Below are 25772 nucleotides of genomic sequence, written 5' to 3'. Positions count from 1 at the left end.
AAAACCTAATTTTATCCAATTTTGTTTTCAAAATTACCTTTTTCACCCAAGTCTGTACCTTAGCATAGTCCGCTATTCTTTCTACACTTCTCTCTGTTCAGTCATTACATACACAGGAGAAAAACATGTTAAATACAGAACGCCTGATTCTCAGGCCGTGGCGAGACAGCGATGCAGCCAGCCTTTACCACTACGCTAAAGACGAGCGTGTAGGCCCTATCGCAGGTTGGCCGCCACACCGTAGCGAAGCAGAAAGTTTGGAAATCATTCAAACCATTTTTTCGGGCGAAGACATCTACGCTGTTGCCTTAAGTACCGACGACGTCGCTATTGGCATGATTGGTTTGCTAAAAGGGAAAAACAGCAACTTCCCACTGCCAGAGACTGAGGCTGAAGTTGCTTACTGGATAGGCGTACCATTTTGGGGACAAGGCTTAATCCCTGAAGCGCTGCGCACAATCATGCAGCACTCGTTTCAAACACTACAACTAGAGGCGTTGTGGTGCGGCTACTTTTCTGACAATGAGCAGTCGTTCAAAGCGCAGGCCAAATGCGGCTTTCTTCATCACCATACCGAAGAAAAGCAGTTTAACCAATTCATGAACGACTACCGCACTGAGCACATCAGTCGCATCACCAAGGAAGAATGGCTGCAACAGCAGGCTTAAGCTTCCACCCTATTTCTGCCGTTGTGTTTAGCTTGATAGAGTTTCTCGTCCGCCTGCTTCAACACAATGGCAGGATCTGTACCGTCTGCTGCCGAAACAGCCACGCCCAATGAAATAGTAATGTGCCCAACTTCTGGCATCTCTGTAGATTCCACTTGAGCACGCAACCGCTCAGCAACTTCCACGGCCATCTCAACAGTGGTATCTGGCAACAAAATCAAGAACTCTTCACCACCTATACGGCAGGCCCAATCACCGGAACGTATGCTGTTACGCATCTGCACGGCGAGCTCTTTCAGCACGATGTCGCCCGTATCATGACCGTAGGTGTCATTCACTTGCTTGAAGCAATCAATATCCACGGAAATCACCGCAAACATGCGCCGCATATGTCCACACACACGTAGCTCTTGATCTAAGCCACGACGATTCAACAATCCGGTTAAGGGGTCTGTGCGGTTATCTTTATCTAACTTTTCAATATTGCGCTTTAAAAAGCCCATGCCCATCAAGAGTGCTTTTTTCAACTCATGAGCCTCAAAATACCAAGAGCGTACATGGCTGATTTCACTTTCTGTGCCGGAAGAATGCATCATACGAGCGTTTTCCGCCAACTGCCGTAGAGGTTTAGCAATCTTGCGTGCCCCCCACCACACCAGTAACAATGAGATCACGGCAACCGGCAGAGTTTTATTAATGACCTGATGCATTAAGCCTTCCAACGGCTCTAACGTAGCCGACTCTGGCCGCTGCGCCACAATTCCCCAACCGCTTAATGGTACAGGCGCATAACCTGCCAGCATCCTAATACCTTGGCTATTGGTTAACGCCATACTGCCTGACTGCGCTTGCACCACGCGATCAATCACCTCATTACCTTCTACAACGTTTCCAACTCGTGACGTATCGGGGTGATAGATGATCTCTTTCTCGGCCGACACCACATACAGGTAGGAGCCATCTCTATAAGGATGATGACCTAATAACCTATTCAAAATACTTTCTTTTTTCAGGTATAAACTGCCACCCACCAGCCCACGGTATTTACCGCTTTTATCAAAAATGGGATGCGAAATGAAGACGATGAAATTACCAACTGTAGACAGGTAGGGAGTACTAATCACGGGCGCTTTTTGTGCTAATGCGTCTTGCACGCCTGGGCTGTCTAAACTTAGGCCTGTTAACTGTAAGCTTTCGGGTGACGTAGCTTGCACGGCACCATTCTGATCAATAATCAGTACGGAATTAAAGCTATCTGTTTGTAACCGCAGCCGTTCGGCCTCTACTTGTAACCGCTGCTCATCGCCCAGCATATCTTCCAACAACATCGCACTAACTTTCAGTTGTTGTAGAGCAGAATGTAGAAATTCATCTGTACTATTGGCAAGCTTTTGCGCATAGATCAAATTGCTTTCTAGCGTATTTTGCACAAGCTGCTGACGTTGCACCTTGTAGCCTGCGTAAAAAGTATTTACAAGCGTGACCAAGCAACTGAGAATAGTCACCAGCAGGATAAGCCGCAACAAATCTATTTTTTTAAACAATTTTGCAAACCATCAATCTGAAATATTGCACCATACTAGCGTCATTATATTCTGCCATTGATAACGCGAATGTCATAGAAAACCGCTAAAACACCGCTTAATCTCTCATAACAGCGTTGCTTTCCGTACTGGTCGCGTACAGACCAATCACTAGATCCTCGCTACTCGTAGGGCAAAACCTACGCTTTATGTTCTCGCCTTGCATTGGCGTTGACCCTAAAATAGAGTTCACTTATCATCTATTTCTTGTAACAGTTGCCCTGCCCACGTGTCATGGCCAACACTGTATCGTTCACCTTATACGCCCATAGCAATTACAAACGGCGACAAAAGGATAGGTCATGACATCTGTATGGCGTAAAAGCACCTGGATCATGCTGGGGGCATCGCTGGTTTTGTTTTTATCGTTAGGAATACGACACGGCTTTGGCCTATTCCTAACCCCCATGAGTAGCGAGTTTGGCTGGGGACGTGAGGTCTTTGCTTTTGCCATGGCATTGCAAAACCTGATCTGGGGGCTGACTCAACCTTTTACCGGCGCATTAGCTGATAAGTTTGGTGCCAAACTCACCGTAGTCGTAGGTGGCTTACTCTATACCGTAGGCCTAATACTCATGGGCTTTGCCGACTCCTCCTTATCGCTCTCACTCAGCGCGGGAATCTTGGTAGGCATAGGGTTATCTGGCACATCATTTTCAGTGATCTTAGGCGTGGTAGGTCGCGCCGTACCACCTGAAAAACGCAGTATGGCGATGGGCATAGCTGCCGCCGCAGGGTCATTTGGCCAGTTTGCGATGCTACCTGGTTCGCTGGGCCTGATTCAATGGCTGGGTTGGTCATCGGCTTTGATCGCACTGGGCTTGCTGGTGGCATTGATTATGCCTTTAGCGGCCATGATTAAAGACACGCCGCCCGTCGACTTGGGGCCGCAGCAAACCATGATGGAAGCCCTGCGTGAAGCCTGTAGCCATTCTGACTTTAGGCTCTTAGCTCTAGGCTTTTTTGTGTGCGGATTCCAAGTATTGTTCATTGGCGTGCACTTACCCAGCTACTTAGTCGATAAAGGCTTGCCTGTGGTTGTCGGTACTACAGTACTGGCCTTAGTCGGGCTGTTTAACGTGTTCGGTACCTACTTTGCAGGCTGGTTAGGGACTACACGTTCCAAACCGCACCTACTCTGCATCTTGTATTTGGTGCGTGCGGTGATCATTGCCCTCTTTATTTGGCTGCCTCTTTCTACATGGACCGCATACGCGTTCGGTATTTTGATGGGCTTGTTGTGGCTGTCTACCGTACCACTGACTAACGGCACCATTGCCACAATGTTTGGCGTGCGTAACCTGTCTATGCTAGGCGGCGTGGTCTTCTTGTTGCACCAACTGGGATCTTTTCTTGGCGGCTGGTTAGGTGGTTATATGTTTGATAAAACCGGCAGCTACGACATGGTCTGGTATATTTCTATCGTGCTCAGTTTAGTTGCCGCAGCACTGAATTTACCTATCAAAGAAAAACCCGTAGCACGACTCCCTAAGGTAGCCCACGCATGAAACGTAGACTATGGCTAATTTTGGCAGCATGCGCTGCCACAGCCATTGCCCTTCTCTTGCTATACAGTTGGCGTCAGGCAGGCTTTGCTCTGATGCCCATTCAACTGCCTATGTGCTAACTGCTGCTTATTTAGATTGCAGCAATTGCGTGCGAGCCGCCAGCAACAGTTCATCAGACAGTGCCGTGCCTTCGGTTGCACGCGCCAACAACATCGCCCCCACCAACGTAGACAACTGTTCTAGCGCCTGTTTGCGCGCGGCTTCTGAGGTATTAGCTTCAGGCTGTAAGGTACTGAGTACATCCACCAACTGCTCCAAACCTTGGTGAAATGCATCACGAACCGGCTTACTGCTGTCTTCACGAGACACATCCACCACCAGCGACGCTAAGGGACAGCCAGTGCTAGGTTCAGTACGGTGCTTATCGTGCAAATAGCCCTTGATGAGTGCATGGCGTGCAGCCACAGCATCATCCATAGCCGCTACCCGCTCTTTCCACTTGGCAGCGGAACCCTCAAAGGCTTTAGCGCATGCAATAGCTGCTAGCTCGTCTTTGGATTTGAAATGCCCATAAAAACCGCCGTGCGTTAGCCCTGCTGCTCGCATCACATCGGCAACACTCACACTTAACCCTCGCTCTCTAAAGAGCTTAGAAGAAGCTTCTTCAATAGCAAGACGGTTTTTTTCGGTTTCAGCTCTGGAGACTCGTGGCATAGCAAATCTATAGAAGACAATAACGTACAGCCGCAGCGCTTACTGCGGCAGCACACGTAGAAGAATAAATACCAGCAAAATAAGGATGCCTAACCCTATGTGTGCGAACCATGCCGCACAACCCAAGTATCTTAACTGCTTATAGTTAGGAAAGGCTTGCGCGACCTCAAGCGGTGGCTCAGTGGTTCTATAGAGAGCACGGGCGGGCGCATAACGACAGCGCGATAAGGCAAACACGAAATACCAATCTGGCACCGCTGATGTTAAGCCAAACTGTTGCTTATGCTGATTCATGGCATCTAATAAATCGCCTACTTTTGTCTGCACAAACACAGAAAACAGCAGCAATAACACGGCGTAGCCAAGTACAAAATAGCCCAGATGCTCTCTCATTTCTTACCTAGAGTCAGTTAGCACCGCCAGTGTGAGCCATGCTTGCCCATAAGTGTAGCAGGCTCACACTGTTGCTTAACCTTCTCTGTGATCGGCTTTGCCTACTTTCCAATACCCTTCGGTACGAACACGATGACGCTCCAAATAGCGTTCACGTAAATAATGCGCACGTAACTCTTTAGCGATACGTGATTCACCTGCCACCCATACATACCCCGGCCCTAAAGGAAACGGTCTGTACAACACGCGTTGCCCTAATGCCAATCCTGGTCGCTGACGTGGCTCTAACCACACCACACTCAGCGCTGCAGGGCTTTGAATGGTTTGTTGGTCTTCTGGTGTAGGCACTTCCACATACACTCTTGCTCGCACAGTAGCAGGCAAGTTAGCTGCAATATTTTGTATAGCAGGTAATGCGGTGACATCCCCTGCCAAAATCACCCACGCCGCATCGTCTGGCAGCGCAAAACCACCTGCTCTTGGACCGGCCAAGGTAATGCGTTCGCCTTTTTGCGCATGAAATGCCCAGCTAGAGGCCGGGCTGTAGGAATCCTCGTTGTGGTGCAACACAAAGTCCAGATCCAGTGTTTGGTTTTCTCGGTTAATTTGCCTAATAGTGTAGGCTCGCCCTTCCCCGCTAGGTAAAAACACTTTCACCCATGCAGCGGGAGTTTCCACATCCTCGGTACGTAAGAAGCTCTCCAATGCCGCACCACCTACGGTAATACGTTGCATATGGGGAGTCAGGTGTTTTACCGCGACCACCTCGGCTTCAACGCGAGGAATGATGGGTTTAACCATGTCATCCATCGCTCACTCCTTCATAAAAACAAATATGAGTAATTGCTCAGCCCCTCTATAATATAAGCCTTTACTCGCATTTAATACTCGCATTCCTCTACGTGCATGAAAAGCCCATTACAGCCTAGAAAGTCCCCACGACAAGCACGCTCCAAAGCGCTGGTTACCGCCATTCTGGACGCCACCGCTCAGGTTTTGGTAGAACGCGGCTATGCAGGCACGAGCACAAACTTAATAGCCGCTCGCGCAGGGGTAAGCATTGGCTCGGTTTACCAATACTTTCCTAACAAAGATTCCTTAATTGCCGCATTACGAGAAAGGCATGCGACAGACTTGTATGACACGCTAGAGTCGGTACTTTCTAGTCGTAACCCGCAAACTTTAGACGAAAAGCTAGCGGCCATCGTGCACGGCTGGATGATTGCACATCAACTAGAGCCTGATCTGCACCGTGTGGTAGAACAAGAGTTTCCTTTCTTCGAGCGGGCTAATCATGACGAGCTGCCTATTTATCGCAGCATTGTGGAGCGTGTGCGCCAGCTACTGGAAGAGCATCGCGAGCACTTGCTGCCCGATGACTTAGACCTTGCTACATGGATGGTGCTGCAAACCATAGAATCCTTGATTCATGCTGCCACCACTACCACGCCGTTGCCGCCCCATGCCCCTGCGGCCATAGAACAGCAAATCGTCAATTTATTAGCCCGATACTTACAAGTCCAAGCTGTGCCAGTGGCTGCCACATAACGCATTATCTGGCAGCCATGTGGCGCTACGGCGTAGAGGACGTCTTTTTTATTTGCTGCTGGATAATCTGCAGCGCCCGTTCTGAGGATGCAATAAATACCAGTTGCGTCATTGCTGGAGGCGGATCACAAGGCGTTAACCTGCATTGCCCACCGGTATAGTGCAACACATAAGCTTTGCCATCTTGCTCATCAATAAGCCGCCCTTTCACCCTATACAATACGGCAGCCCACTCCTCTAAGCACTCTAACAAGGATGACAACACAATAGGTTGGCGACTTTCTATGGTGCAACTATGCCACCCTCCGGCTTGCAGTGGCGTCGGTGTGATAGCCGCAGAAAAAGCTATCTCGTCAGAGGCTGTGTGCGTGTCGTAATGCAATACGGCCTCACTGGTTTTCAAGACCGTTCCCAATGCGGCGGGTAAACATTCGCGATCTGCATATCTATTCAACACCAACTGCGTGGCGCTTTGTATTTGCTGACGCCACACCGTATTGACCTGTGAGTCTTCGCTGTAACGCTGCGCTTGTGAGACATCCACAAAACACCAGATATCTTGCAAGCGCAACCTAGACGACACACGTACCATGTCAGCCACTCGCCCCGCGTTGGCCACGCCACTCACTTCCATATACAGAGCGCCAGGCGCAGGCTGCATACGGCTGATTTCGGCTAGTTTTTCAGCCATACTGCCCCCCAAGGTGCAGCATACACAGCCGTTATTTAGACGCACAATTTTATCGTCTTGATAAGCAATCAGCGATGCATCAATATTGATCTGCCCAAAATCATTCACCACCACCAAACTGTTATCCGGTACACCCTCTTGCAGTAGGCGGTTTAACCAGGTGGTTTTACCCGCCCCCAAGAAACCGGTCAGAATGATGGTGGGTATAGTGTCACGCAGTGATGTTCTCATGCACGCGCCCTCCTACTACCGTCGCTCGCACCTGCATGTCTGGCAATGCATCTGCATCGCTATCAAACAGGTCATGATCCAACACCACCATATCGGCATATTTACCTACTTCTAAACTGCCCACTTTGTCATCCATACGCAAGGTATAGGCTGCACCTAATGTGGCCGCATACAGGGCTTGCTCCATCGTTAGGCCTTCATGTGCCCCCAGCTTATGACCGCTTGCAGTATGTCTGCGTATGGCACACCACATGGAAAACAATGGCCCTAACGGTGTGACCGGTGCATCGGAGTGCATGGCGACTGGGATACCCAACTCTAACGCCGAACGTAATGGCTGCATGCGGCGGCTACGGCTATAGCCCAGCGTTTTACTGCGGTGTACATCACCCCAGTAATAGATGTGATTCACAAACATGTTCAAACACACACCTAATTTGGCTGCTCTACGCATTTGCGCTTGGCTAATAAACTGGCAGTGCTGCAAGGTATGACGATGATCAGCTCGATACCACAGCGTTTGAGCCTCTTCAATAGCATCCAAAATCAGCTCTACAGCTTCGTCACCATTGGTATGTATATGCAGTTGCAAACCAGACTGGTGGTAATCCAGCACCATCTGTTTCAGGCTTTCTGGTGGCGCATTCCAAATACCGTTCTCATGGCCATTGTGATAGCCCGGCCACAACATACGGGCAGAGAACCCCTGTATAGATCCATCCGTCATGATTTTGACTAAGCCAAAATGCAGCTTGTCATTATTGTCACGTTGGCACGCTTGCACTCTGGCAATGCCCTCTTGGTTTTCCCATTCAAGCGCTGCCATTGCTGGCACTAAACGTACCGCGTAATCAGCTTGCGCCGAGGCATCCCGCAGCACCTGCACCCCTGCATCGCTTAATGGGTTGTACAAATCGGTGATGGTAGTAATACCCGTACGTTGTGCTGCACGCGCATAGCGCTCTAAGGTTTGCGGGCTATCTACCTCTGAAAACAAACTGCTGCCCAGTGCTTCGAACACAGCAAACATGGCCGCCATTTCGCGCAACTCGCCATTAGGCTTGCCCTCTTTATCGAGCATCACCCCTTCAATCGTCGTGTTTTGCTCAAGTGTAGTTTGGCCCAGCATGGCACTGTTCACGGTCATCAAATGCAGGTTGGCATGCATGATGACTACAGGCCTGTCACTGATTACCGCATCAATCACCTGCCTATCTAACCTGTCACCCTCAAAATAAACCGGGTCAAAGCCCCATGCCACCAACGGCTCACCCGCAGGTAATTGCTTGGCATACTCTGCTAGGGTCTGCTGTATTTGCGTCAAACTTTGGCACCCTGGCCAACGCTTGCCTTCAGGGTCGTGGCGTGGAAAATACCCCAAATACAGGTATTTCCACATCGCCCCTTCTAGTGCATGACTATGGCCTTCTACAAAACCGGGGTATATGTACTGATTCGCGAACCGCGTATCTACTGTTGCCTCACCCAGATCTTTCAATTCCTCTAACGGCCCTACACCTAGTACCTTGCCGTCTTTCACCGCTATGTGTGTAGCCGTGGGTAAAGAAGGATCCATCGTGATAATACGTTTTGCGGCAAAAATAGTTAGCATGGTTTTCTTACTCTCCTACAACAACATTGGATTTAGCAAAGCCTACTGAAGACGATTTCTTTTTCAGCATCAATAAGGGCATTAACGCCAGTGGGATAAACGTAGTCGCTGCAAACACCAACAAATACGTGTTTGGGCTCAAACTTGGTGCAATAGGCGTCACGATATACAGCACGGGCAAATTGATAAGTACGATGGCCAAGTTGAAAAAAGCCAGCTCTTTACCTACCGACGTGCTGAAATCGGCATCGACTAAGCGTAGTAGTAATAGCCCTGTTCCCGTAGAACCTGTGCAGCAACCAAATGAGGTAATTGCGCGCTCTGGCCCCAGCTTGCCGCTGAGTTTGCCGCAGTACCAGCACAAAATAAATGTAGCGATAGTTACTGCTGCTGACACCAATAGAATCGGTACTAACAGGGAATACAGCACGGCAAACGCAATACTCATGATGGTGCCTACCACCATGAAATCCACCGAAGCCCCAGTAATACGCTTCATGGTTTCATCGTCTACAAAATGTGCCCAGCCCATTTTGTCTATCACCATGCGCATCAAGACGCACACGATCATGCCGTGCACAAAAAACATGTTGTGACTGAACAGAACCTCTAGACTCAACCCCCATGGTGCTTTACCTGCCACAACACCTTGCATGAAATTCAGCCATACATAGGTAATGCCATAGGCCACACCCAATAACCCCAAGTGCCAACCAAAGCTATCCATATTGGCGCTATGGCTCACTTCGCGCGTCGTGGTATGTCCGGTTTCTTTCTGATAGAAACCCTGCAGAAATGTCTGGTCTATAGACGACTTTTTGTTCAGATTCATGCCTTTACGAATGATGCGCTGTGCAGCCGGCACACCCACCACAAACGCCGCCAAGAATCCCAAAGACGCATAAATCAACCCTACCTGTGCTGCATTGGTAATGCCGTACTCTTGCTCCCAGATTGTTCCGTATGTCAGCGCTTGGCCTGGACCTTGTGTAAAGCCATGGGTAATCAACGCCCCCAACATAGGCCCTACTTGGCTACCAGTGACCTGGTCATACAGCACAATCATGCCGTAGCCAATTAAGACCTGTAAGCCTAGGCTAGAGGTCCAAATCAGGCTCAACCACATTCCGCCCTTGGCAATACTGCCGCCAGACAGCGATTTATCTTTACTGCTCCCGGTTAAGCATAAAGACATAAAACTAAGCGTGAAAAAATGAAAGGTAAGGCTATTAAAGTCTGATGGTGTATACCCCGGAATCCAGCCTAGACTCAGCAACACAAAACCTATCAAACCTCCCAGAATACTGGCTGGAATCAATGTCTTTTGCAGTATGGGAATATGTCGGCGCAATATCCCCCCTAAGGCCAGCATTCCCGCTAAGAGCGCAAATGCAATAATGCCGTGAAATGAGTTTCCCATACTGCCTCCTTATTATTTATCGAGATATTTTGTTTTGTTATTTTGTTTTCGACACCATTATGAGTACTAAACTCCCTGACTTACACACGTAATAACCCCAACATTTCTCACTTAGCAGAACAATCAGTCTCTATATATAAGAATTGATAATAAAAAGCCAAGGCTTATAGACAGCAATAACTCTGCATCTATCTGAAACCATGGTTATTTTTCAAATAGCCCCATCGCCATAGCGTAAATTCACTGCGCACAAGATCAGCCCACATCTATTTTGTATCTAAATATGTATTCCACTATCCCTAGATAACAATCCGCTATTGTCATAGGGCAAGCAAGTCTGCCGTACTGAGGTTTCAGCTCGTTTTACACCTCAATCAGCACCTGCCACACATTCTTTTTGTGTATCACTTCTGCTCTTAAAGGTTTATGTTATGCGTGCGCACGATTACCCCACTCCTACCATTGAAGAATGCACAGTCGTTGATCACTACTTTGCTAACCGACTTGCACCCACTGACAGTGTTTTAGAACGTGTGTTAGCAGCCAATCAAGCGGCAGGTATGCCTCCCCACGATGTAGCCCCTGTACAAGGAAAATTCTTAGCTGTCATGGTGCAAATCACTCAAGCTAAGCGAGTACTAGAAATTGGCACTTTAGGGGGCTATAGCACCATTTGTATGGCACGAGCCCTATCTGAAGGCGGCCACATTACTACCATTGATAACAATGCTGATTTTGCTCTGGTAGCTGCTCAAAACTTTGAGCTTGCAGGCGTTACTGAACGCATAGAGCAACGGGTAGGTACCGCGCTAGAAGTACTCGCTACCTTGCAAGGCCCCTTTGATTTGATTTTTATTGATGCAGACAAACCCAACAACCCTGCTTATTTAGATGCGGTACTCAAACTGAGTCGAGTAGGTACTACGATTATTGGTGACAACGTAGTGCGTGGCGGTGCTGTATCCAACCCCAACAGCGCCGACCCTAATGTATTAGGTGTGCAGCGTTTTCTACAAAAACTTGCCACTAACCCCAACCTGAATAGCACGGCTCTGCAAACCGTAGGAGAAAAAGGCTGGGATGGTTTTTCGCTCACTGTTGTCAATGCATTGCCATAACACTGTGCCGCACTACCTGATTTAAGCATCACGGCGGCGCATGATGAAATACGTCAGCCCGCCGCCCACCATGCCCCAAAAAGCAGAGCTAATGCCCCATAAACTTAGTCCTGAGGCTGTAATCAAAAAGGTCATGGCTGCTGCATCGCGGCGCTCTTCATCTTTCATCGCCAACGTCACACTGCTGGTGAATGTGCCTAACAGCGCTAAACCTGCAATGCTTTTAATAAAGGCTTCGGGCAGGTTGCTAAATAGCACGCCAATAGACGCACCAAATATCCCAGCCAATAAGTAGAAAACACCTGCACATGCCGCCGCCATATAACGACGCGATTGATCTGCATGCGCTTCAGGGCCTAAACAAAATGCCGCAGAAATAGCCGCGATACACACACTAAATCCCCCCAACGGCGACAATACTAATGACAGCAATGCCGTAATAGAAATTAAGGGCGAAATACGTGGTGTATAGCCAAAGGCCTGCAACGTTGCTATGCCAGGTGCATTTTGTGATCCCATGCTCACAATAAAAAAGGGAATACCCACACCGACTAGCGATGCCCACTCAAATTTAGGTGTGACCCAGCTAGGCCAGCTCACCAGCGCTTGATGGCTGAAATCCATGCCCTGCATTTTCCCAGCGGCCAACACTATCCCCACCAACAGCGTCAATACAATGGCGTATCGCGGTGCATAGCGTCTGGACACCAAAAACACCAAACACATCAGGCCACTCATCAGCAAATCCAGCTCGAATGCCAAGAAGGCTTCCAAACAAAAACGCAGCAAAATCCCCGCTAACATGGCGGCAGCTAGCGATTGTGGAATACGCTGCATGATGCGCGCAAAAATACCCGTAACGCCACACAGCAACATCAAACCCGCTGCAAAAATGAAGATACCTACGACTTCGTTTAGCGGCACCCCTACGGCACTGGTTGCTAACACCGCCATACCAGGAGTAGACCATGCCGTAAGGATAGGAATACGGTAATACAGTGATAAGCCTAAAGAGCTGATCCCCATCGCCAGCCCTAGCATGGTCAACCACCCACCTATTTCTGATGCCGGAACGCTAGAGGCACTCAACGCCTGCACCACAATAGCAATAGAGCCGGTGTAGCCCACTAAAACGGATACAAAGCCTGCCACGACAGCAGAAAACGACAAATGGCGCAAAGAAAGATGTGGTTGCATGGGTAGCCTTGATTGGACGTTATAACGCACGAACAAAGTATATAACACTGTGCGTTATAACGTACAATGCTTTTTATTTCCCACCGAACAAGGAGCTTAAGTCATGCAAAACATGGCGCTTTATCTAGCTCAAACCTTAAAAGACCTGCGACAAGAAAAGCAGTGGAGCCTTAGCCAAGCCGCCGAACACACGGGTGTTAGTAAGGCCATGTTGGGGCAAATAGAGCGTGGCGAATCCAGCCCTACAGTAGCTACACTTTGGAAAATCGCCACCGGTTTTAATGTACCTTTTTCTACTTTTTTGGAAGAAGAACAGTCCAAATCGCCTTTGCTACTGCATAGACAAGGCGCATTACCTGTGTACGATCAAGCGAATCACTACATGCGCGTCACGCCGCTGTTTCCTTTTGATCCGCAGTTAGGCTTTGATATTTTCCGAATCGAACTGGCCGCTGGTGCCTACAGTGAATCCACCGCACATGAAGCAGGTGTGATTGAACACGTTATCGTGTTGGAGGGAGAGTTGGAGTTGCTTGCTGAAGGCGTATGGCACAACCTCAAAACCGGTGAGGCGGTACGCTTTCAAGCCGACCAACCTCATGCCTATCGCAATAGCAGCGCACAAACAGTGGTGCTGCATGACCTGATTCACTATCCGTCGCGCAGCACCACGCTATAAGCTATTACGCCAGTTTCTGTGAGCAGGTTGCCATAAAAGTAGGCAAGAAGTGATCCACTACAAAGCGTGGATTAGGTTGTTTGTCTTCATAAAAGCCAGTAAGCACCAAGCCGGCTTGCAATTGCCCACCAATTTGATCAGTCAAACTATGACCAAACACCAGAGCCTGCCCTTGATCCATTTTCTGCTGCAAGCTAGCCGCATCTAAATCTTTGACGTCAGCATACGGCACACTATAACGAGGACGAATTAAGCCTTCTTCCATCAGTTTGGGGTCGCGGTCGCCAATAAATACAACCGGGTTATAAAAACTGGACAACAACTTGCCGCCGGTTTTTAGTACGCGATAGCACTCTTTCCATACCGGCAACACGCTAGGCACATACAAATTGGAAATGGGGTGCACAATCAGATCAAAACTGTTGTCGGCAAAAGCAGATAAGTCCGCCATGTCGCTACGTACCAGTTCTAGCGTTAAACCGTCACGCTCGGCCACCATACGATCTTGATCTAGCTGGCCTTCAGAAATATCGACAACCGTCACGTCGGCCCCAGCAGCGGCTAGCACAGGAGCCTGTTGCCCGCCCCCTGATGCCAAGCACAGAATTTTGAGCCCAGCTACAGAAGTTGGTAACCAGCCCTCAGGCATAGGCTGAGGAGTGATGTATACCGTCCACTGCCCTTTCTTGGCCTGTTCAATCACCTCTGACGATACGGGTTGCGACCAGGGGCACTGTTGCTGTACCAGCTTGTTCCATGCTCCACGATTATGTTGCCCCAACTCGTGTTGATCCATGGATGTGTTAGCTTCTGTCATATTTTTTGGTTCCTACTTAATAAGCGGTTACGGATCTACGCCGTGCAGTTTGTGCTGCGCAGAGCAAGCACGACTGTGATTTTTCCGTTGACCATCATACGCTTTTCAGCTCGTCGCACGAAAACCACCTTAAGCAGAGTATGGGTTTAATCACGGTCGGTAGCCTTATCACCGACCAATACAACCATCAGCGACCACTCCTTTACCGCAGCCCTAGAACGATTGCTGGCCACTACGCCCACTGCGACATAGCAAGAAACAGAGTGTAGACCTTCACCTCTATGCACTATAAGCTCTTGATACACTACTGCACTGATGATGTTTTTACCCCTGCACGGCTATGTCTACTTCGAATCTGGATCTCTTCGATACCCCACTGCAGCACACTAACTTACTGCCCTATGACGGTGAGGTGTATTACTACGGAGTAGTGATGGATGCCGCACGTGCCCAAGCGTATTACCAGACATTGTTAGACACGCTGGAATGGAAGCAAGATGAAGCCCTGATCATGGGGGAAACGGTATTTACCAAACGCAAAGTGGCTTGGTATGCCGATCATCCGTTTCAGTACACCTACTCCAAAAAAACCAAAACGGCGTTGCCATGGCTGCCCGTTCTAGAAGAGCTTAAAGCGCTGGTGGAAACACAGAGTGGCGAACGCTACAACGCCTGCTTAGCCAACCTGTACCACTCAGGCGAAGAAGGTATGGCGTGGCACAGTGATGCCGAACGTGATCTAAAGAAAAACGGCGCTATTGCTTCGCTCAGTTTAGGCGCGCAGCGTAAGTTCAGCTTCAAGCACAAAGTCACGGGGCAAACACAGTCTATCGTGTTGGAGCACGGTAGCTTATTGATCATGACGGGGACCACGCAAACGCATTGGCTGCACCGCCTTCCACCTACACGCACGGTGCATCAGCCACGTGTCAACCTCACCTTTAGAACCATAGAAGCTGCTTCGCAACCACGCTAGAAGCCCTGCTAGGCTAACGCACGCCTAAACGCGAACTGCCCTACCAAACTAGAAATCAACAAGGTCAGCGCAGCTAACAGCGCATGGTTTGCACCTAAGCCTGTCACCACGGTACAGACAGCCCCTATCATCATCTGACCAAAACCATACAACCCCGAGGCGGCACCGGATAACTCTGGCTGCACACTAATCACCTGCGTCGCGGCAGCGGGACTGGTCAACCCAGCGGCAATAGAAAACACAATAGCAGGCCCGATAAATAGCCCTACGTTCAGCTCTACGCTCACACACACTACGAACAGAAACACAGCGCTCACGATGCTCAGCGCATTCGCCCCCAGTAACACCTGACGCAAGGGTAAACGGCGCAACAAAAACCGGGCCAACAAGTTGCCCAAAGCCATCGCCCCAATCACCAGCGACAAATAGCCCCCTACCTCGGAAGCTGGCTTATGCAATTGCTCCATAAACACAAACGGGGCTGCTGCCACTACCGCATAAATAGAGGTGGTCGCCAAACCTCCCCCTACGGCATAGCCTAAGAATACAGGCGAGCGCAGCAAACTCCCATATTCACGCGCCACAGAACGTTTGCGTACAGAGGGCTGACGTGTTTCAGGCAACAGAAAAATGGTGTAGGCCATATTGGCAATGCCTAGCAAACACAAAAACACGAATACAGAACGCCAACCCAAATGGTGTACCAGCACCCCACCCAATAACGGTGCTAAACCTGGGCCTATCACCACCATCACATTCATCAGCGCCAACCGGCTGGCTACATCTTGGGCTACACGTGTGGTATCGCGCACAATGACACGCCCTAGCACCATCCCCGCACAACCACCCAAGGCAGCTAATAAACGCAACGCAATCAGGCTGTTTACACCATCTACAAACAGCGCAGAAAAACTCGCCAAAATATACAGCGCCAACCCTACCAATAACGGTTTGCGTCTACCGTATCGGTCGGAAAGAGGACCATATATCAGTTGCCCTACCGCCAAACCTACGATGTAAAAACTGATGGTCATTTGCATTTGTGCTGGTGTAGCCGCTAGGCTTGCACCCGCATCGGGCAACGCCGGCACAAAGATATGCATGGCCAAGGTACCGCTGAACGTCAGCATAGCCAGCCCCCACAAGGGTGGCATGTGCGCATCTGGGATGAACCACTGTTTAAGTGAGCGCATGGCGAGTCTCCGCAGGCTTAACGAGGTTGGCTAAGTAGCTTCAAAATCTGCTGCAACCCCGACTGCGTGCTCGAGAGCAGATCATCCGGAATCGCATCAAATACTTGCTGTAACACCTGCTGCGATGCCTTTTTAACTTGCAATGCCACATCAGTACCTGCTTGCGTCAAATGCAAACGCTTAATACGCCGGTCTTGAGTGTCTTCCTGCCGTGTGACATACCCCGCGCGCTGTAATACATCTAGCAATCGCACAACGGATGACCTGTCTAAGCCCATGAGTTCGGCCAAGTCATTTTGCGATAACGGCTCAACGGCTCTAAACAGATAAATCAGTGGGCGCCACGTACCTTCCGTCAAACCGAACTCAGCCAAGCTTTCATTCATGGCTTTACGCCATACTCGAGTCACCTGCCCCAGCAACGAACCGAAAGCCTCGTACTCCTGGATCATACTCATGATGCATACCAATAGTTGTTATACAAACAGTTTACATTACAACAAATAGAAAAATGGAATGCAACACGCACGGCTCTCGTGATTGCGCTGCTACTACATAGTACGAAAAACACACTACGTACTGCGGTAGACACAAAAAAAGCGGGCTTTATAGCCCGCTCATCAGCTCAGGAATTAGGCTATGGCGTAAACCGCTGCACCACCATAACACCTGCAAAAATCATCACCACACCTATCACACGGCCTAGGTTCACTTCTTTAATAGGCAAGCCCATCAATCCAAAGTGATCAATCAACATCGCAATTAATATCTGCCCCGCAATGGCACTGATCATAAAACCGGTTGCCCCTAGCCTAGGTGTAATCAATAGCGCTGCCGTAATAAATATCACCCCAGATAACCCGCCCGTCCATACCCAAAATGGCGCTTGCAATGCCTGCTCTATTTTTGGAAACGGCGCGCGGAACAACAACAGCAACGGTATCACTGCCAGCAAGCTCACGCACAAAGACGTCACCGTCGCCCACAGCGGATGCCCTAGCATGCGCCCTAGCAATGCATTACTTCCCGACTGAAATGGCACTACTGCGCCTGCAATTAACGCAGCACCTAACAACAACGCATGATAGAGAGAAGCATTCATTTTGCTCTAAACCCTTACAGAATGTTCATATGTTGAATACAGTCTAAGATATATATAATATGAATTGAAATTCTAATTATCTAGTAACCATTATTCTTACAATGAATAATTTACGCCGCATAGACCTAAATCTCTTACTATGCCTGCATGCCTTACTGGAAGAAAAGCACGTATCACGTGCCGCCAGTAGGTTGCATAAAAGCCAACCCGCTATGAGCCATGCGTTGGCACACCTGCGTCGCATTTTTAATGATCCTTTATTGGTGCGTCGGGCAGGAAAACTCACGTTAACCAGTACAGCAACGGATCTGTTGCCGTTGCTAGACCAGGCACTCAATCAGCTTGAAACCCTATTCCAAGCCCCTACTTTTGATCCCACACACGAAGCACGTAGTTTTAGGCTAGCCATGTCAGATTATGGCGCGCGTATTATTTTACCCGCACTGGTACGTAGCTTACGTCAGCAAGCACCTCATATTGAGTTGCTGATTAGCCAAGGTAGCCGTGAAGCCATGTTGGCGCAGGTGATGGATGCGGAAGTCGATATAGCTTTAGGAGTGTTCCCCACTGGGGTAACACCAGCCCTCAAACAGCAGATACTGTTTGAAGAAGCCTTTACCTGCGTCGCTGATGCCTCTACCTTAAATGGCACAGGCACACTGACGTTGGATGAATGGCTTGCCCGCCCCCATGTGAGCGTCGCCATGCAGCCGCATTTAAACAATGAAATAGATGTGGCCTTACAAGCGTTGGGGGCCAAACGCCACGTGATGGTGTCTTTGCCGCACTGGGGTGTTGCTAACACTCTGATTGCTGGCACCGATTTAATCTTAACCGTGGCGAAGGGAAACCTGAGCCCTGAGGGGTTGATACCACCACTATGCAGCTTTGCGCCGCCGTTGGATATCGCCTCGTTTAACTTTGTACAGGTGTGGCACACACGTAGAGATGCTGATCCAGCCCATCATTGGTTACGCCAACAAATAGCACGCATTGCTCAACGGCAAACGTAGCTCTGGATGTTTTATGCCAGAGCGCGGCGAGTCAGTAATCGTGCAACCAGTGGTGAGGTCACCATCTGCACAATGGCAAAAAATACAGCAGGAATAGCGATTTCAGATGGCAAACCTGATGCTGCGACAAAGGCTGCAGCAATGCTGAATTCTTTTTTACTTACTGTAAACAGATACGCAATCAGCTCTTGCCTGTCGCTGATCCAGATTTTGGCGCACATGCCCACGGCGTACCCTGCCAGATTCAAGCACAGCGCGGCTGCCGCAATCACCCATGCATACCACCCATAGTCCAACATCGTTTGTGCATTAGGCCCTATCACCGCTAATAAAATCAGCAAATACAACAGCGAGCCTGCCCCGGCGTACACCGAATCGTAACGTGCAACAGTGGCCGTAAACCGTGTACGTAACCCTACCCCCACTAATGTAGGTACTAATACGATTAAAACGAGTTCAGCGACAATATTCCCTAGCGGAACATCCAACTCTACGCCCGTGAGCCCTAGGAATAAAAATGGAATAATAAAGGGTGCTAAAGCTGTATTCACAGCATTCAAGACTGCTGCTAAGGCAACATTTCCCTGTGCCATCAACACCAGTAACGGCGCAGAAACATCGGTAGGCAACATACCCAGTAGAGTCTGGCCATCGGCTAATGCCCCTTGACCAAAAAACCAGCGGCCAGTCAGCCAACCCAATAAAGACATGGGTACATAGACCAAAAACAACGCTAGAAACTGCTTCGCTGGGTGACGCAATACGACGCTAACGGCTCGCGCATCAAAAGTTAAGCTGATGACCAGCATCAACAGCGCAAGCAAAGCACTAATACCGGGAGCCAACCACTGCCCCGGTGTAGGCCACAGTAAACCCACTACAGCCACCACCAGCACCCACACCACCAAGTGGGACTCTATGCTTTGAAAGAGTTTACGCATACTGCAAGTGACCAGAGACAGCTACGCCCTGATTGACATCAAGCGCCAGTATTAGACAACGGCACGCTATCAGGACGGCAATCGTCCAACCCATCCTTAGCGTTTACATCGCACGTAACGCCAGGCATGTCTTCTAATTCTTTGATGATTTTCTTTTCTTGTGCGGTGCAGCCAGCTAACACGATGCCACACACTAACGACATGCCTAAAAACAGGTTTTTCATGATGCAGTTCAGGAAAGGATTGTGATGGCGCATTATACATGCATTGCGATAGCCCTCTGCCCGCCCTAAGCGTAGCAACACATCAAAAACATCGCATACTTCACAAAAATTGCTTGATCATCTTCGTAAATATACTGTATAAATACACAGCATTAAGGAGATTACCATGCTATATATTATCCGCTTAGAAGATGCCCCAAAAGACTTAGCTGAACGCAACAAACGCGATGCTGAATCACGCTTTCAACGCACACTGGAACGCAAACTAGGCGGGCCAGATGCGGTAATCCAAGCCTATCAAGCCTGGCGTAATGCCGAAGAAACCTCAGAGTACGAGCTAAACGAATCACAAATCAGCTTAGTGAAACAATGGTTATCTGCCGCATCACAAGCGCAAACAGATGGCTTTCGAGAACTAGGCGAAAGCGAAGCCTATTTCGATATACGCTTGCAATGCTAACACAACCCGCCACCAACTACTGTTGTTTTAACCAGTCCTCATATTTCACTCGGTACAGCACATGGTGACGCAGCGGGTGATCTGCTGGCAATGCCGGATGCATGAAATCTTCGCCTTCGGCATAGCTCAAGCCTATACGCTGCATCACCGCTTGCGATCGCTGATTCGTCAGCGTCGTGAACGCCACCACTTCTGGTAGTTTTAACGCAGTGAATGCATGGGCTAACACGACGCGTGCCGCCTCACTCGCATACCCTTTACCCCACGCTTGCTGACATAACCGCCAACCTATTTCCACAGTAGGCATAAAAGGCAATCCTGCACTGCCGGGCACGGACAATCCAACAAAGCCTGCAAAAGGTAGCACACTGGGTATTTCTAATGCCCAAAAACCAAAGCCGTTGTTCTCAAAACCTGCTTGTATGCGTTTCGCTAAATCATCACTCTGCTCGGTATCCAACACCGATGGAAAATATTCCATCACGGCAGGATCAGCATTTAGCTGAGCAAATGCTGCCAAATCATCGGTACGCCACGGGCGTAGTAACACGCGCGGCCCACGCAAGGTCATTGCGCTTTCCATACTGCTTTCCTTAAAACTGTAGCTTTCTAGTATAGAACGAAGCGGCCCTCAGCTACTGTATAGCGAGTGGTTTTATACTACGTAACATCACCCTAAACGTTGTCATGCACTACCTTTTATTGCGCATTAGGCGTGTAAAACAGCGACTCTCACCAGCCATTTACACGGAGACATTCATGGTTGCGACATCCCCTTGGCTAGCCCCGGTCACACTACAAGGCACCACCGTCACATTACGCCCCCTTCAGCCTAGCGATCGCGATGCACTATTGTTAGCCGCCAGTGATGGGGAGCTATGGAAACTGTGGTTTACTAGCGTACCTAGCACAGAGAGTATTGATGCCTACTTAAACAAAGCGTTTGCAGACCAAGCCTCCGGTGTTGCCCTGCCCTTTGCTGTGATAGATAACGCTACCGGTGAGTTGGTAGGCAGCACTCGTTTCTGTAATGCCGATGTGGTAAATCACCGTGTAGAAATTGGCTATACCTGGTATGCCAAACGCTGCCAACGTACTGCCATCAACACTGAAAGCAAGCTATTACTCTTAACGCATGCCTTTGAGCGCTGCGAGGCTATTGCCGTCGAGTTTAGAACCAATTGGCATAATCTAGCCTCTAGGCAGGCCATTGCTCGTTTAGGCGCAAAACAAGATGGCGTACTGCGTAATCACCAAAAAATGCCCAATGGCGGATATAGAGATACGGTTGTGTTCTCTATACTGAATCACGAATGGCCTTCCGCTAAACAAGCACTCTCCAGCCGCTTACTGTAATTCCCCTTTAACCTTTTGCTCTAGTCTTTCATACGCTTATGGAATTCCTTTTGGCGGGTAATTACGCCCACTACGTGCTGATGCTGTCCACTCTGATCTTATTAATGGGCGCTGCTTTTCTGGGTAAGCGCATAGGCAAACGGCGTCAAGCCCAAGATCTACCCGTAGATGACGAGCTCAAGATCGTTCTGGGTGCCATCTTGTCACTCTTTGGTTTATTGGTGGGTTTTACTTTTTCTTTTGCGATCAACGGTTATCAAGCCCGTATACAAGCAGAAGAAAACGAAGCTATCGCTATTGGTAATGCTTTTCAGCGCATTTCGGTGTTAGAAGAAAAATACCAGCCTAGAGCTGAGTCTATGCTGCAAGATTATCTAGCACTGCGTATTCATTTCTTTGAAACCACCGACGAGACAAACCGAGCTGAAACCCGCATGGCAGCTATACAGCTACAAACCCATATGTGGAAGCTCATTAGCCAACTGGCACAACAAAACCCCAATGCCGTCATGGTGACCGCACTTAACGCGAGTAATGAACTCTATACCGCACAACAAAAAACCATGTCCAGTTGGCAGCGCCAAGTACCAGGCGCGGCATGGATACTTTTGCTCTTTTTTGCGGTGTGCTCCAACTTTTTGTTAGGCCACAACATTCGCGGCATACACGGTAACAACACAATTATTATGTTGCTCCCCGCGCTAATCTCACTCGCGCTATTGATGATTTCAGAGATAGACTCCCCCGGAGCAGGCCTAATTTACGTCACTCCTGAAAACCTTAATGCCTTACGCCATACGCTAGAAGTGGGTGGGCTTGCTCCTTAGATAAAGCAATACCATCACTAGCTACGTTTTTGCACAGTTACGCTTAGTTGTTACTAAAACCTACAAACATTGCGTAGCCAAAAAACTGCATTACCCTGTCCTATAGTGAGCTAAATGCTCACTATAGAATGAGTGCCCCTAGACTGTACACGCCCCGTATCTAAACACAGGCGCGGCATACCAACCACCACAGAGGCTACCGCCCCTGCTTTCATCTTTCTGATTTGTATAGATGGCAAAAACCGTAGCGTCCAACCAGCCTCGTCCAGCTTCCTTTGCCCACCCCGTAGCGTGGATTCGACAGTTAACACGTCTGCAACCTGCCAAATGGAATTGGTCCCGTTCAACCAGAGCGGCATTAGGCATGGGCATACCCTTAGCCATAGGTACGCTGTCAGGCAACCTAGGCGTTTATCTCTGGGTGGCCATGGGCTTCCTACTGCAAATGGGTGGTGAGCGCGACAACCCCTACCATATCCTGTTCCAGCGCATGCTGATCACCACGCCGCTCAGTTTGCTGGGTATATTGCTGGGCTATTTAAGCTATCTACCTTGGGAAGTGGTCATACTGTGCTTTACTGTCTTGGCTTTTATCTCGGCCATTTTAAGTAGCTATAACTCCGCACTGTCCATTGGCACTATGCAGATGCTGATGATGGGCACTGTCGCCGTCGGCAACCCTGCTATTAATCATTACTGGCATGTAGCGCTGTTAGCATTTACAGGCATTGTGTTTTACGCCGCCTTATTAGGTTTAGAAGCCTTAATACTTAGGCATAGACCTGAAGATCAAGCCTCAGAAAACCTACTACGCGCACTGGCATCGTTAGCGCTACATCGCGCCAAAAAGCAACCTATAGAGCAAGACGAACAACAGATCACCACTAACTTAAACACCTTGTACACGCTAATGTTTCACACCCGTTCGTTGTCGCAAGGTAGAAACTTAGGGTCTGAACACACCGCCGCAGTGCTACAACGTTTTGATAGTTTATTTGCGTCTATAGTGGGTTGCGCAGACAGCACCCAACTTAATGCCATAGCCACCACCTTAGAGCAAGCTGCCACGGCGTATGCCTCTAAGTCTAAGCATATTCCCGTTGTTAACGAAACACCAGGCTGCAACGCCAGCCTAAACAAAGACGCCAACGAGCTATTTCAAACTTTATGGCAACGTTCAAGCACCCTGCCCGATAACAGTATTACGGCTACGCAACCCGCTGCTAAACGTAAACAGTTAGCCGCCATTTTGGGCGAACTAAGCCCTGGAAGAGAGGTTCTGCTGGCTGCCGCTGCACTCGCCCTATGTACCTTTATTGCCTATGCTTTGCGTTGGAAAGACGATTACAGTCACTGGTACTGGATCCCCATGACAGTCATTCTTGTCATGAAACCTGATATGGGTTCGGTGTTTTCGCGCAGCATGTTACGTAGTATAGGTACTAGTTTTGGCGTCATTATCGGTGGTGTAATCCTGTACTTTGTCAGCCCCGGCCCTTTGTTTGTGATCATTATGGCGGCGCTGGCCTTTGTCTTGCCATGGGCATCACAACGCTCCTACGCCATGATGTCGCTGATTATCACTCCACTGGTGTTGGTCTTAATCGATTACGTCAGCCCAGAAAAAAATGGCGTTAATTACGCGCTGCTGCGTTTTGAGGACACCTTGTTAGGTGGTGCTATTGCTTTGGTATTTGGCTATTTGTTATGGCCCAAAACCAATCACCGCCAGCTATACCAGAATTTCCAGCAGATTCGCTTAGCTCTGGCCCACTACTTGCATGCCACGTTGCCTCAACCAAATACTTCTGAGCAACAAAACCAATTACATAGCGCACGCCATGCTGCCTATGGGCAAATCGCTAACATACGCACCAACCTGCAAAAACAGCTCTCTGACCCGCCACCAGCGAGCCAAGAAGCCTTGTCATGGTTTCCACTCATTTCCAGTGCAGCACGTATGGCGAATAGCATCACCACTTACTCCATTAACAACACTGGCAACCTTAGTACACACGATTTGCAGTACCTACAGAAACTTGCCGACCTGATAGCACATGGCACGCCGGCCGATTTCCCTAAAGAAGCATGGCAAAGTGATACACCAGGCTCTGCTGAGGATCAATTGCTACGTGCAGCCATGAATGAGCTACAACATGTGAATGGCATGGTGGACATACGCCCTGCTTCTACGACTAACGAAACCACTACTGCTTAACAAGCGTAGTGGCTAATTATTAGTAAAACCAGTGTGCTAAATGGATATCGTCGGGCTCTTTTTCATAGAGTTCACGATCAGGCGGCAGACTTAGCTCTGCACCACGGCTGAGGTAAAACTCCACGGTGCGCTGCGTAGACGTTGCAGAAATATAAAAGCCAGCAATACCCATGGCTTGCGCTTCTGCTCTAGTGCGAGCATACAGTTCAGAAGCCAGCCCTTGGCCACGCCAACCATGGCTGACATGTAGAAAGGCCAATTGATGCAGCTTAGGGTAATCCGTGACTGGACGACTATCCATCACGCTGACAGCGGCTAACTCATCCCCCTCAAAAGCACCTAAGAAGAGGCCACCACGCGCAAAACAGGCGCGTAAAATCGGGCCATATTCTTTTTCCTCACCTTCTGGCCACCCTCGTGTATCGTAAAACTGCTCACGTAGCTGCAAACGGTCATTTACCATCACGTAGACATGTTGAACGATCTCACGTCGCTCAATTTCCCATACTCTATCTACTTCTTGTTCTGTTAACCGTCTGTACTGCATTCAACCCCCTTCATCACCTACGTAGTTAATTTCACAAACACCGTCGCTGCTATGGTCACTGATGCCCACAACGCTGCTGATCCACAGTACGCCATCCCTATGCTGTGCCTGTAGAGAGGGCTAATCGTGTTTGCCTTTGACAATAAAAAACCGAGTCTACGACTCGGTTTTTAGTATTACAACATACCTAGCTGTAATCGAGCGGATTCGCTCATCATGTCACGACTCCATGGCGGATCCCACACTAGATCCACATCCACCTGCTCAACGCCTTGGATGGATTGCAGTTTAAAACGTGCTTCATCTGCAATCATCGTACCCATGCCGCAACCAGGAGCGGTCAAGGTCATTTCCATACGGATGGCATAATCACCTGACTCTAACTTGCTCACCGCGCAGGTATAAACCAAGCCCAAATTCACGATATCAACGGGAATTTCTGGGTCAAACACCTGCGTCAGCACGATCCACGCAGCGTCTTCTATGGTTTTCTCGCTCAACGGCTGCTCAGGAACAAACACCTCGCGCTCTACCACGTCTTGACCAAGTGCATCGGCATCAGAGCCTTCTACACGGTATAGGTTGCCCTCTACCAAGACGGTAAAACTGCCACCCAAGCGCTGCGTGATGGTTGCCATGCAACCCGCTTCAATAGTGACCGGTGAGCCATAAGGAATGGTTACAGCCGGACAATCACGACTTACTACTACATCTTCACGGTCGAAGTAACTCAACG

General features: G+C 49.2%; 29 protein-coding genes. 12 read left to right on the top strand and 17 right to left on the bottom strand.

Annotated elements, in window-relative coordinates:
* The first annotated feature begins 125 nt into the window (after window positions 1-125).
* The gene (locus ACLO87_RS07170; protein ID WP_430223204.1) at window positions 126-668 is read left to right on the top strand and encodes a GNAT family N-acetyltransferase; all 543 of its coding nucleotides are present in this window, start codon (window positions 126-128) and stop codon (window positions 666-668) included.
* Here the strand turns inward: ACLO87_RS07170 and ACLO87_RS07165 are convergent.
* Complete coding sequence (locus ACLO87_RS07165; protein WP_430223203.1) at window positions 665-2116, bottom strand: sensor domain-containing diguanylate cyclase; 1452 nt, start codon at window positions 2114-2116, stop codon at window positions 665-667. The genes ACLO87_RS07170 and ACLO87_RS07165 overlap by 4 nt on opposite strands.
* 437 nt (window positions 2117-2553) lie before the next feature.
* On the opposite strand from ACLO87_RS07165, the gene ACLO87_RS07160 reads away from it, so the two are divergent.
* Window positions 2554-3759 carry an MFS transporter gene (locus ACLO87_RS07160; RefSeq protein WP_135863623.1) on the top strand — a complete coding sequence of 402 codons (1206 nt, stop codon included), beginning with the start codon at window positions 2554-2556 and terminating at the stop codon, window positions 3757-3759.
* Window positions 3756-3878, top strand: coding sequence for a hypothetical protein (locus ACLO87_RS07155; protein WP_430223202.1), 123 nt, complete (start codon window positions 3756-3758; stop codon window positions 3876-3878). The genes ACLO87_RS07160 and ACLO87_RS07155 overlap by 4 nt, the downstream gene beginning before the upstream one ends.
* A gap of 7 nt (window positions 3879-3885) precedes the next feature.
* Here ACLO87_RS07155 and ACLO87_RS07150 read toward each other — a convergent pair whose 3' ends face one another.
* The 3 genes from ACLO87_RS07150 to ACLO87_RS07140 form a co-directional block, all read right to left on the bottom strand.
* On the bottom strand, window positions 3886-4473 hold the full coding sequence (locus ACLO87_RS07150; protein WP_430223201.1) for a TetR/AcrR family transcriptional regulator: 588 nt from the start codon (window positions 4471-4473) through the stop codon (window positions 3886-3888).
* Window positions 4474-4512: 39 nt separating this feature from the next.
* Window positions 4513-4866 (bottom strand): hypothetical protein, encoded by a 354-nt coding sequence (locus ACLO87_RS07145; RefSeq protein ID WP_430223200.1) that lies wholly within the window; start codon window positions 4864-4866, stop codon window positions 4513-4515.
* Between the two features lie 75 nt (window positions 4867-4941).
* Window positions 4942-5676, bottom strand: a complete 735-nt coding sequence (locus ACLO87_RS07140; RefSeq protein ID WP_135863618.1) for a siderophore-interacting protein — start codon at window positions 5674-5676, stop codon at window positions 4942-4944.
* A 96-nt stretch (window positions 5677-5772) separates the two neighbouring features.
* Here ACLO87_RS07140 and ACLO87_RS07135 point away from each other — a divergent pair, with 96 nt between their 5' ends.
* Entirely contained in the window at window positions 5773-6414 is a 642-nt protein-coding gene (locus ACLO87_RS07135; RefSeq protein ID WP_430223199.1) for a TetR/AcrR family transcriptional regulator, read from the top strand.
* A gap of 25 nt (window positions 6415-6439) precedes the next feature.
* On the opposite strand, the gene ACLO87_RS07130 is transcribed toward ACLO87_RS07135, so the two are convergent.
* Genes ACLO87_RS07130 through ACLO87_RS07120 form a run of 3 tightly spaced genes read right to left on the bottom strand, consistent with a single transcriptional unit; the run spans window position 6440 to window position 10368 of the window.
* Window positions 6440-7336, bottom strand: a complete 897-nt coding sequence (locus ACLO87_RS07130) for a CobW family GTP-binding protein (RefSeq protein WP_430223198.1) — start codon at window positions 7334-7336, stop codon at window positions 6440-6442.
* Entirely contained in the window at window positions 7317-8948 is a 1632-nt protein-coding gene (locus ACLO87_RS07125; protein ID WP_430223197.1) for an amidohydrolase, read from the bottom strand. Before ACLO87_RS07125 ends, ACLO87_RS07130 begins: the two co-directional genes overlap by 20 nt.
* 7 nt (window positions 8949-8955) lie before the next feature.
* On the bottom strand, window positions 8956-10368 hold the full coding sequence (locus tag ACLO87_RS07120; protein WP_135865353.1) for a sodium/glutamate symporter: 1413 nt from the start codon (window positions 10366-10368) through the stop codon (window positions 8956-8958).
* Window positions 10369-10799: 431 nt separating this feature from the next.
* On the opposite strand from ACLO87_RS07120, the gene ACLO87_RS07115 reads away from it, so the two are divergent.
* A complete protein-coding gene (locus ACLO87_RS07115) occupies window positions 10800-11486 on the top strand; it encodes an O-methyltransferase (protein ID WP_135865354.1) in 687 nt (228 codons plus the stop codon).
* A 21-nt stretch (window positions 11487-11507) separates the two neighbouring features.
* On the opposite strand, the gene ACLO87_RS07110 is transcribed toward ACLO87_RS07115, so the two are convergent.
* Complete coding sequence (locus ACLO87_RS07110) at window positions 11508-12683, bottom strand: benzoate/H(+) symporter BenE family transporter (RefSeq protein WP_430223196.1); 1176 nt, start codon at window positions 12681-12683, stop codon at window positions 11508-11510.
* A 103-nt stretch (window positions 12684-12786) separates the two neighbouring features.
* Between ACLO87_RS07110 and ACLO87_RS07105 the strand changes: the two genes are divergently transcribed.
* Complete coding sequence (locus tag ACLO87_RS07105) at window positions 12787-13362, top strand: helix-turn-helix domain-containing protein (RefSeq protein ID WP_135865358.1); 576 nt, start codon at window positions 12787-12789, stop codon at window positions 13360-13362.
* A 4-nt stretch (window positions 13363-13366) separates the two neighbouring features.
* Here ACLO87_RS07105 and ACLO87_RS07100 read toward each other — a convergent pair whose 3' ends face one another.
* Window positions 13367-14179 (bottom strand): class I SAM-dependent methyltransferase, encoded by an 813-nt coding sequence (locus tag ACLO87_RS07100; protein ID WP_135865360.1) that lies wholly within the window; start codon window positions 14177-14179, stop codon window positions 13367-13369.
* Window positions 14180-14519: 340 nt separating this feature from the next.
* Between ACLO87_RS07100 and ACLO87_RS07095 the strand changes: the two genes are divergently transcribed.
* On the top strand, window positions 14520-15155 hold the full coding sequence (locus ACLO87_RS07095) for an alpha-ketoglutarate-dependent dioxygenase AlkB family protein (RefSeq protein ID WP_430223195.1): 636 nt from the start codon (window positions 14520-14522) through the stop codon (window positions 15153-15155).
* Window positions 15156-15163: 8 nt separating this feature from the next.
* Here ACLO87_RS07095 and ACLO87_RS07090 read toward each other — a convergent pair whose 3' ends face one another.
* The 3 genes from ACLO87_RS07090 to ACLO87_RS07080 all read right to left on the bottom strand — a co-directional run bounded on the left by ACLO87_RS07090 (window position 15164) and on the right by ACLO87_RS07080 (window position 17450).
* The gene (locus ACLO87_RS07090; RefSeq protein WP_430223194.1) at window positions 15164-16348 is read right to left on the bottom strand and encodes a multidrug effflux MFS transporter; all 1185 of its coding nucleotides are present in this window, start codon (window positions 16346-16348) and stop codon (window positions 15164-15166) included.
* Between the two features lie 17 nt (window positions 16349-16365).
* Window positions 16366-16806 (bottom strand): MarR family winged helix-turn-helix transcriptional regulator, encoded by a 441-nt coding sequence (locus ACLO87_RS07085; protein WP_430223193.1) that lies wholly within the window; start codon window positions 16804-16806, stop codon window positions 16366-16368.
* Window positions 16807-16985: 179 nt separating this feature from the next.
* On the bottom strand, window positions 16986-17450 hold the full coding sequence (locus tag ACLO87_RS07080) for a DMT family transporter (protein ID WP_135865364.1): 465 nt from the start codon (window positions 17448-17450) through the stop codon (window positions 16986-16988).
* A 101-nt stretch (window positions 17451-17551) separates the two neighbouring features.
* Here ACLO87_RS07080 and ACLO87_RS07075 point away from each other — a divergent pair, with 101 nt between their 5' ends.
* Complete coding sequence (locus ACLO87_RS07075; RefSeq protein WP_430223192.1) at window positions 17552-18463, top strand: LysR family transcriptional regulator; 912 nt, start codon at window positions 17552-17554, stop codon at window positions 18461-18463.
* A gap of 11 nt (window positions 18464-18474) precedes the next feature.
* Here ACLO87_RS07075 and ACLO87_RS07070 read toward each other — a convergent pair whose 3' ends face one another.
* Together ACLO87_RS07070 and ACLO87_RS07065 are read right to left on the bottom strand one after the other, a co-directional pair.
* Window positions 18475-19404 carry a bile acid:sodium symporter family protein gene (locus ACLO87_RS07070; protein ID WP_430223191.1) on the bottom strand — a complete coding sequence of 310 codons (930 nt, stop codon included), beginning with the start codon at window positions 19402-19404 and terminating at the stop codon, window positions 18475-18477.
* Window positions 19405-19442: 38 nt separating this feature from the next.
* Window positions 19443-19628: a hypothetical protein gene (locus tag ACLO87_RS07065; protein ID WP_135864725.1), complete on the bottom strand. Its 186-nt coding sequence runs from the start codon at window positions 19626-19628 to the stop codon at window positions 19443-19445.
* 166 nt (window positions 19629-19794) lie between these two features.
* On the opposite strand from ACLO87_RS07065, the gene ACLO87_RS07060 reads away from it, so the two are divergent.
* The gene (locus tag ACLO87_RS07060) at window positions 19795-20088 is read left to right on the top strand and encodes a hypothetical protein (RefSeq protein ID WP_135864723.1); all 294 of its coding nucleotides are present in this window, start codon (window positions 19795-19797) and stop codon (window positions 20086-20088) included.
* A gap of 16 nt (window positions 20089-20104) precedes the next feature.
* On the opposite strand, the gene ACLO87_RS07055 is transcribed toward ACLO87_RS07060, so the two are convergent.
* Window positions 20105-20671 (bottom strand): GNAT family N-acetyltransferase, encoded by a 567-nt coding sequence (locus tag ACLO87_RS07055; protein ID WP_430223190.1) that lies wholly within the window; start codon window positions 20669-20671, stop codon window positions 20105-20107.
* Window positions 20672-20847: 176 nt separating this feature from the next.
* On the opposite strand from ACLO87_RS07055, the gene ACLO87_RS07050 reads away from it, so the two are divergent.
* From ACLO87_RS07050 to ACLO87_RS07040, 3 genes are all read left to right on the top strand, one after another.
* Complete coding sequence (locus ACLO87_RS07050; RefSeq protein ID WP_430223189.1) at window positions 20848-21444, top strand: GNAT family N-acetyltransferase; 597 nt, start codon at window positions 20848-20850, stop codon at window positions 21442-21444.
* Between the two features lie 38 nt (window positions 21445-21482).
* On the top strand, window positions 21483-22271 hold the full coding sequence (locus tag ACLO87_RS07045) for a bestrophin-like domain (protein WP_430223188.1): 789 nt from the start codon (window positions 21483-21485) through the stop codon (window positions 22269-22271).
* Window positions 22272-22503: 232 nt separating this feature from the next.
* Window positions 22504-24489: an FUSC family protein gene (locus tag ACLO87_RS07040; protein ID WP_430223187.1), complete on the top strand. Its 1986-nt coding sequence runs from the start codon at window positions 22504-22506 to the stop codon at window positions 24487-24489.
* 19 nt (window positions 24490-24508) lie between these two features.
* On the opposite strand, the gene ACLO87_RS07035 is transcribed toward ACLO87_RS07040, so the two are convergent.
* Together ACLO87_RS07035 and sufT are read right to left on the bottom strand one after the other, a co-directional pair.
* Window positions 24509-25036, bottom strand: coding sequence for a GNAT family N-acetyltransferase (locus ACLO87_RS07035; protein WP_430223186.1), 528 nt, complete (start codon window positions 25034-25036; stop codon window positions 24509-24511).
* 176 nt (window positions 25037-25212) lie between these two features.
* Window positions 25213-25770: a putative Fe-S cluster assembly protein SufT gene (gene sufT, locus ACLO87_RS07030; protein WP_135864714.1), complete on the bottom strand. Its 558-nt coding sequence runs from the start codon at window positions 25768-25770 to the stop codon at window positions 25213-25215.
* Window positions 25771-25772 lie beyond the last annotated feature (2 nt).

Source organism: Paenalcaligenes sp. Me52 (genome assembly GCF_050487965.1).
In the GTDB taxonomy this organism is placed as follows: Bacteria; Pseudomonadota; Gammaproteobacteria; order Burkholderiales; family Burkholderiaceae_B; genus Paenalcaligenes.
Note: the sequence above shows the minus strand (reverse complement) of the source record. Positions and strands in the feature narration are given on the sequence as shown.

Excerpts from the sequence above, each read along its gene's own strand:
- ACLO87_RS07170 (WP_430223204.1), top strand. The coding sequence starts at position 126 with ATGTTAAATACAGAACGCCTGATTCTCAGGCCGTGGCGAGACAGCGAT.
- ACLO87_RS07160 (WP_135863623.1), top strand. The coding sequence starts at position 2,554 with ATGACATCTGTATGGCGTAAAAGCACCTGGATCATGCTGGGGGCATCG.
- ACLO87_RS07155 (WP_430223202.1), top strand. The coding sequence starts at position 3,756 with ATGAAACGTAGACTATGGCTAATTTTGGCAGCATGCGCTGCCACAGCC.
- ACLO87_RS07150 (WP_430223201.1), bottom strand. The coding sequence starts at position 4,473 with ATGCCACGAGTCTCCAGAGCTGAAACCGAAAAAAACCGTCTTGCTATT.
- ACLO87_RS07145 (WP_430223200.1), bottom strand. The coding sequence starts at position 4,866 with ATGAGAGAGCATCTGGGCTATTTTGTACTTGGCTACGCCGTGTTATTG.
- ACLO87_RS07140 (WP_135863618.1), bottom strand. The coding sequence starts at position 5,676 with ATGGATGACATGGTTAAACCCATCATTCCTCGCGTTGAAGCCGAGGTG.
- ACLO87_RS07135 (WP_430223199.1), top strand. The coding sequence starts at position 5,773 with ATGAAAAGCCCATTACAGCCTAGAAAGTCCCCACGACAAGCACGCTCC.
- ACLO87_RS07130 (WP_430223198.1), bottom strand. The coding sequence starts at position 7,336 with ATGAGAACATCACTGCGTGACACTATACCCACCATCATTCTGACCGGT.
- ACLO87_RS07125 (WP_430223197.1), bottom strand. The coding sequence starts at position 8,948 with ATGCTAACTATTTTTGCCGCAAAACGTATTATCACGATGGATCCTTCT.
- ACLO87_RS07120 (WP_135865353.1), bottom strand. The coding sequence starts at position 10,368 with ATGGGAAACTCATTTCACGGCATTATTGCATTTGCGCTCTTAGCGGGA.
- ACLO87_RS07115 (WP_135865354.1), top strand. The coding sequence starts at position 10,800 with ATGCGTGCGCACGATTACCCCACTCCTACCATTGAAGAATGCACAGTC.
- ACLO87_RS07110 (WP_430223196.1), bottom strand. The coding sequence starts at position 12,683 with ATGCAACCACATCTTTCTTTGCGCCATTTGTCGTTTTCTGCTGTCGTG.
- ACLO87_RS07105 (WP_135865358.1), top strand. The coding sequence starts at position 12,787 with ATGCAAAACATGGCGCTTTATCTAGCTCAAACCTTAAAAGACCTGCGA.
- ACLO87_RS07100 (WP_135865360.1), bottom strand. The coding sequence starts at position 14,179 with ATGACAGAAGCTAACACATCCATGGATCAACACGAGTTGGGGCAACAT.
- ACLO87_RS07095 (WP_430223195.1), top strand. The coding sequence starts at position 14,520 with ATGTCTACTTCGAATCTGGATCTCTTCGATACCCCACTGCAGCACACT.
- ACLO87_RS07090 (WP_430223194.1), bottom strand. The coding sequence starts at position 16,348 with ATGCGCTCACTTAAACAGTGGTTCATCCCAGATGCGCACATGCCACCC.
- ACLO87_RS07085 (WP_430223193.1), bottom strand. The coding sequence starts at position 16,806 with ATGAGTATGATCCAGGAGTACGAGGCTTTCGGTTCGTTGCTGGGGCAG.
- ACLO87_RS07080 (WP_135865364.1), bottom strand. The coding sequence starts at position 17,450 with ATGAATGCTTCTCTCTATCATGCGTTGTTGTTAGGTGCTGCGTTAATT.
- ACLO87_RS07075 (WP_430223192.1), top strand. The coding sequence starts at position 17,552 with ATGAATAATTTACGCCGCATAGACCTAAATCTCTTACTATGCCTGCAT.
- ACLO87_RS07070 (WP_430223191.1), bottom strand. The coding sequence starts at position 19,404 with ATGCGTAAACTCTTTCAAAGCATAGAGTCCCACTTGGTGGTGTGGGTG.
- ACLO87_RS07065 (WP_135864725.1), bottom strand. The coding sequence starts at position 19,628 with ATGAAAAACCTGTTTTTAGGCATGTCGTTAGTGTGTGGCATCGTGTTA.
- ACLO87_RS07060 (WP_135864723.1), top strand. The coding sequence starts at position 19,795 with ATGCTATATATTATCCGCTTAGAAGATGCCCCAAAAGACTTAGCTGAA.
- ACLO87_RS07055 (WP_430223190.1), bottom strand. The coding sequence starts at position 20,671 with ATGGAAAGCGCAATGACCTTGCGTGGGCCGCGCGTGTTACTACGCCCG.
- ACLO87_RS07050 (WP_430223189.1), top strand. The coding sequence starts at position 20,848 with ATGGTTGCGACATCCCCTTGGCTAGCCCCGGTCACACTACAAGGCACC.
- ACLO87_RS07045 (WP_430223188.1), top strand. The coding sequence starts at position 21,483 with ATGGAATTCCTTTTGGCGGGTAATTACGCCCACTACGTGCTGATGCTG.
- ACLO87_RS07040 (WP_430223187.1), top strand. The coding sequence starts at position 22,504 with ATGGCAAAAACCGTAGCGTCCAACCAGCCTCGTCCAGCTTCCTTTGCC.
- ACLO87_RS07035 (WP_430223186.1), bottom strand. The coding sequence starts at position 25,036 with ATGCAGTACAGACGGTTAACAGAACAAGAAGTAGATAGAGTATGGGAA.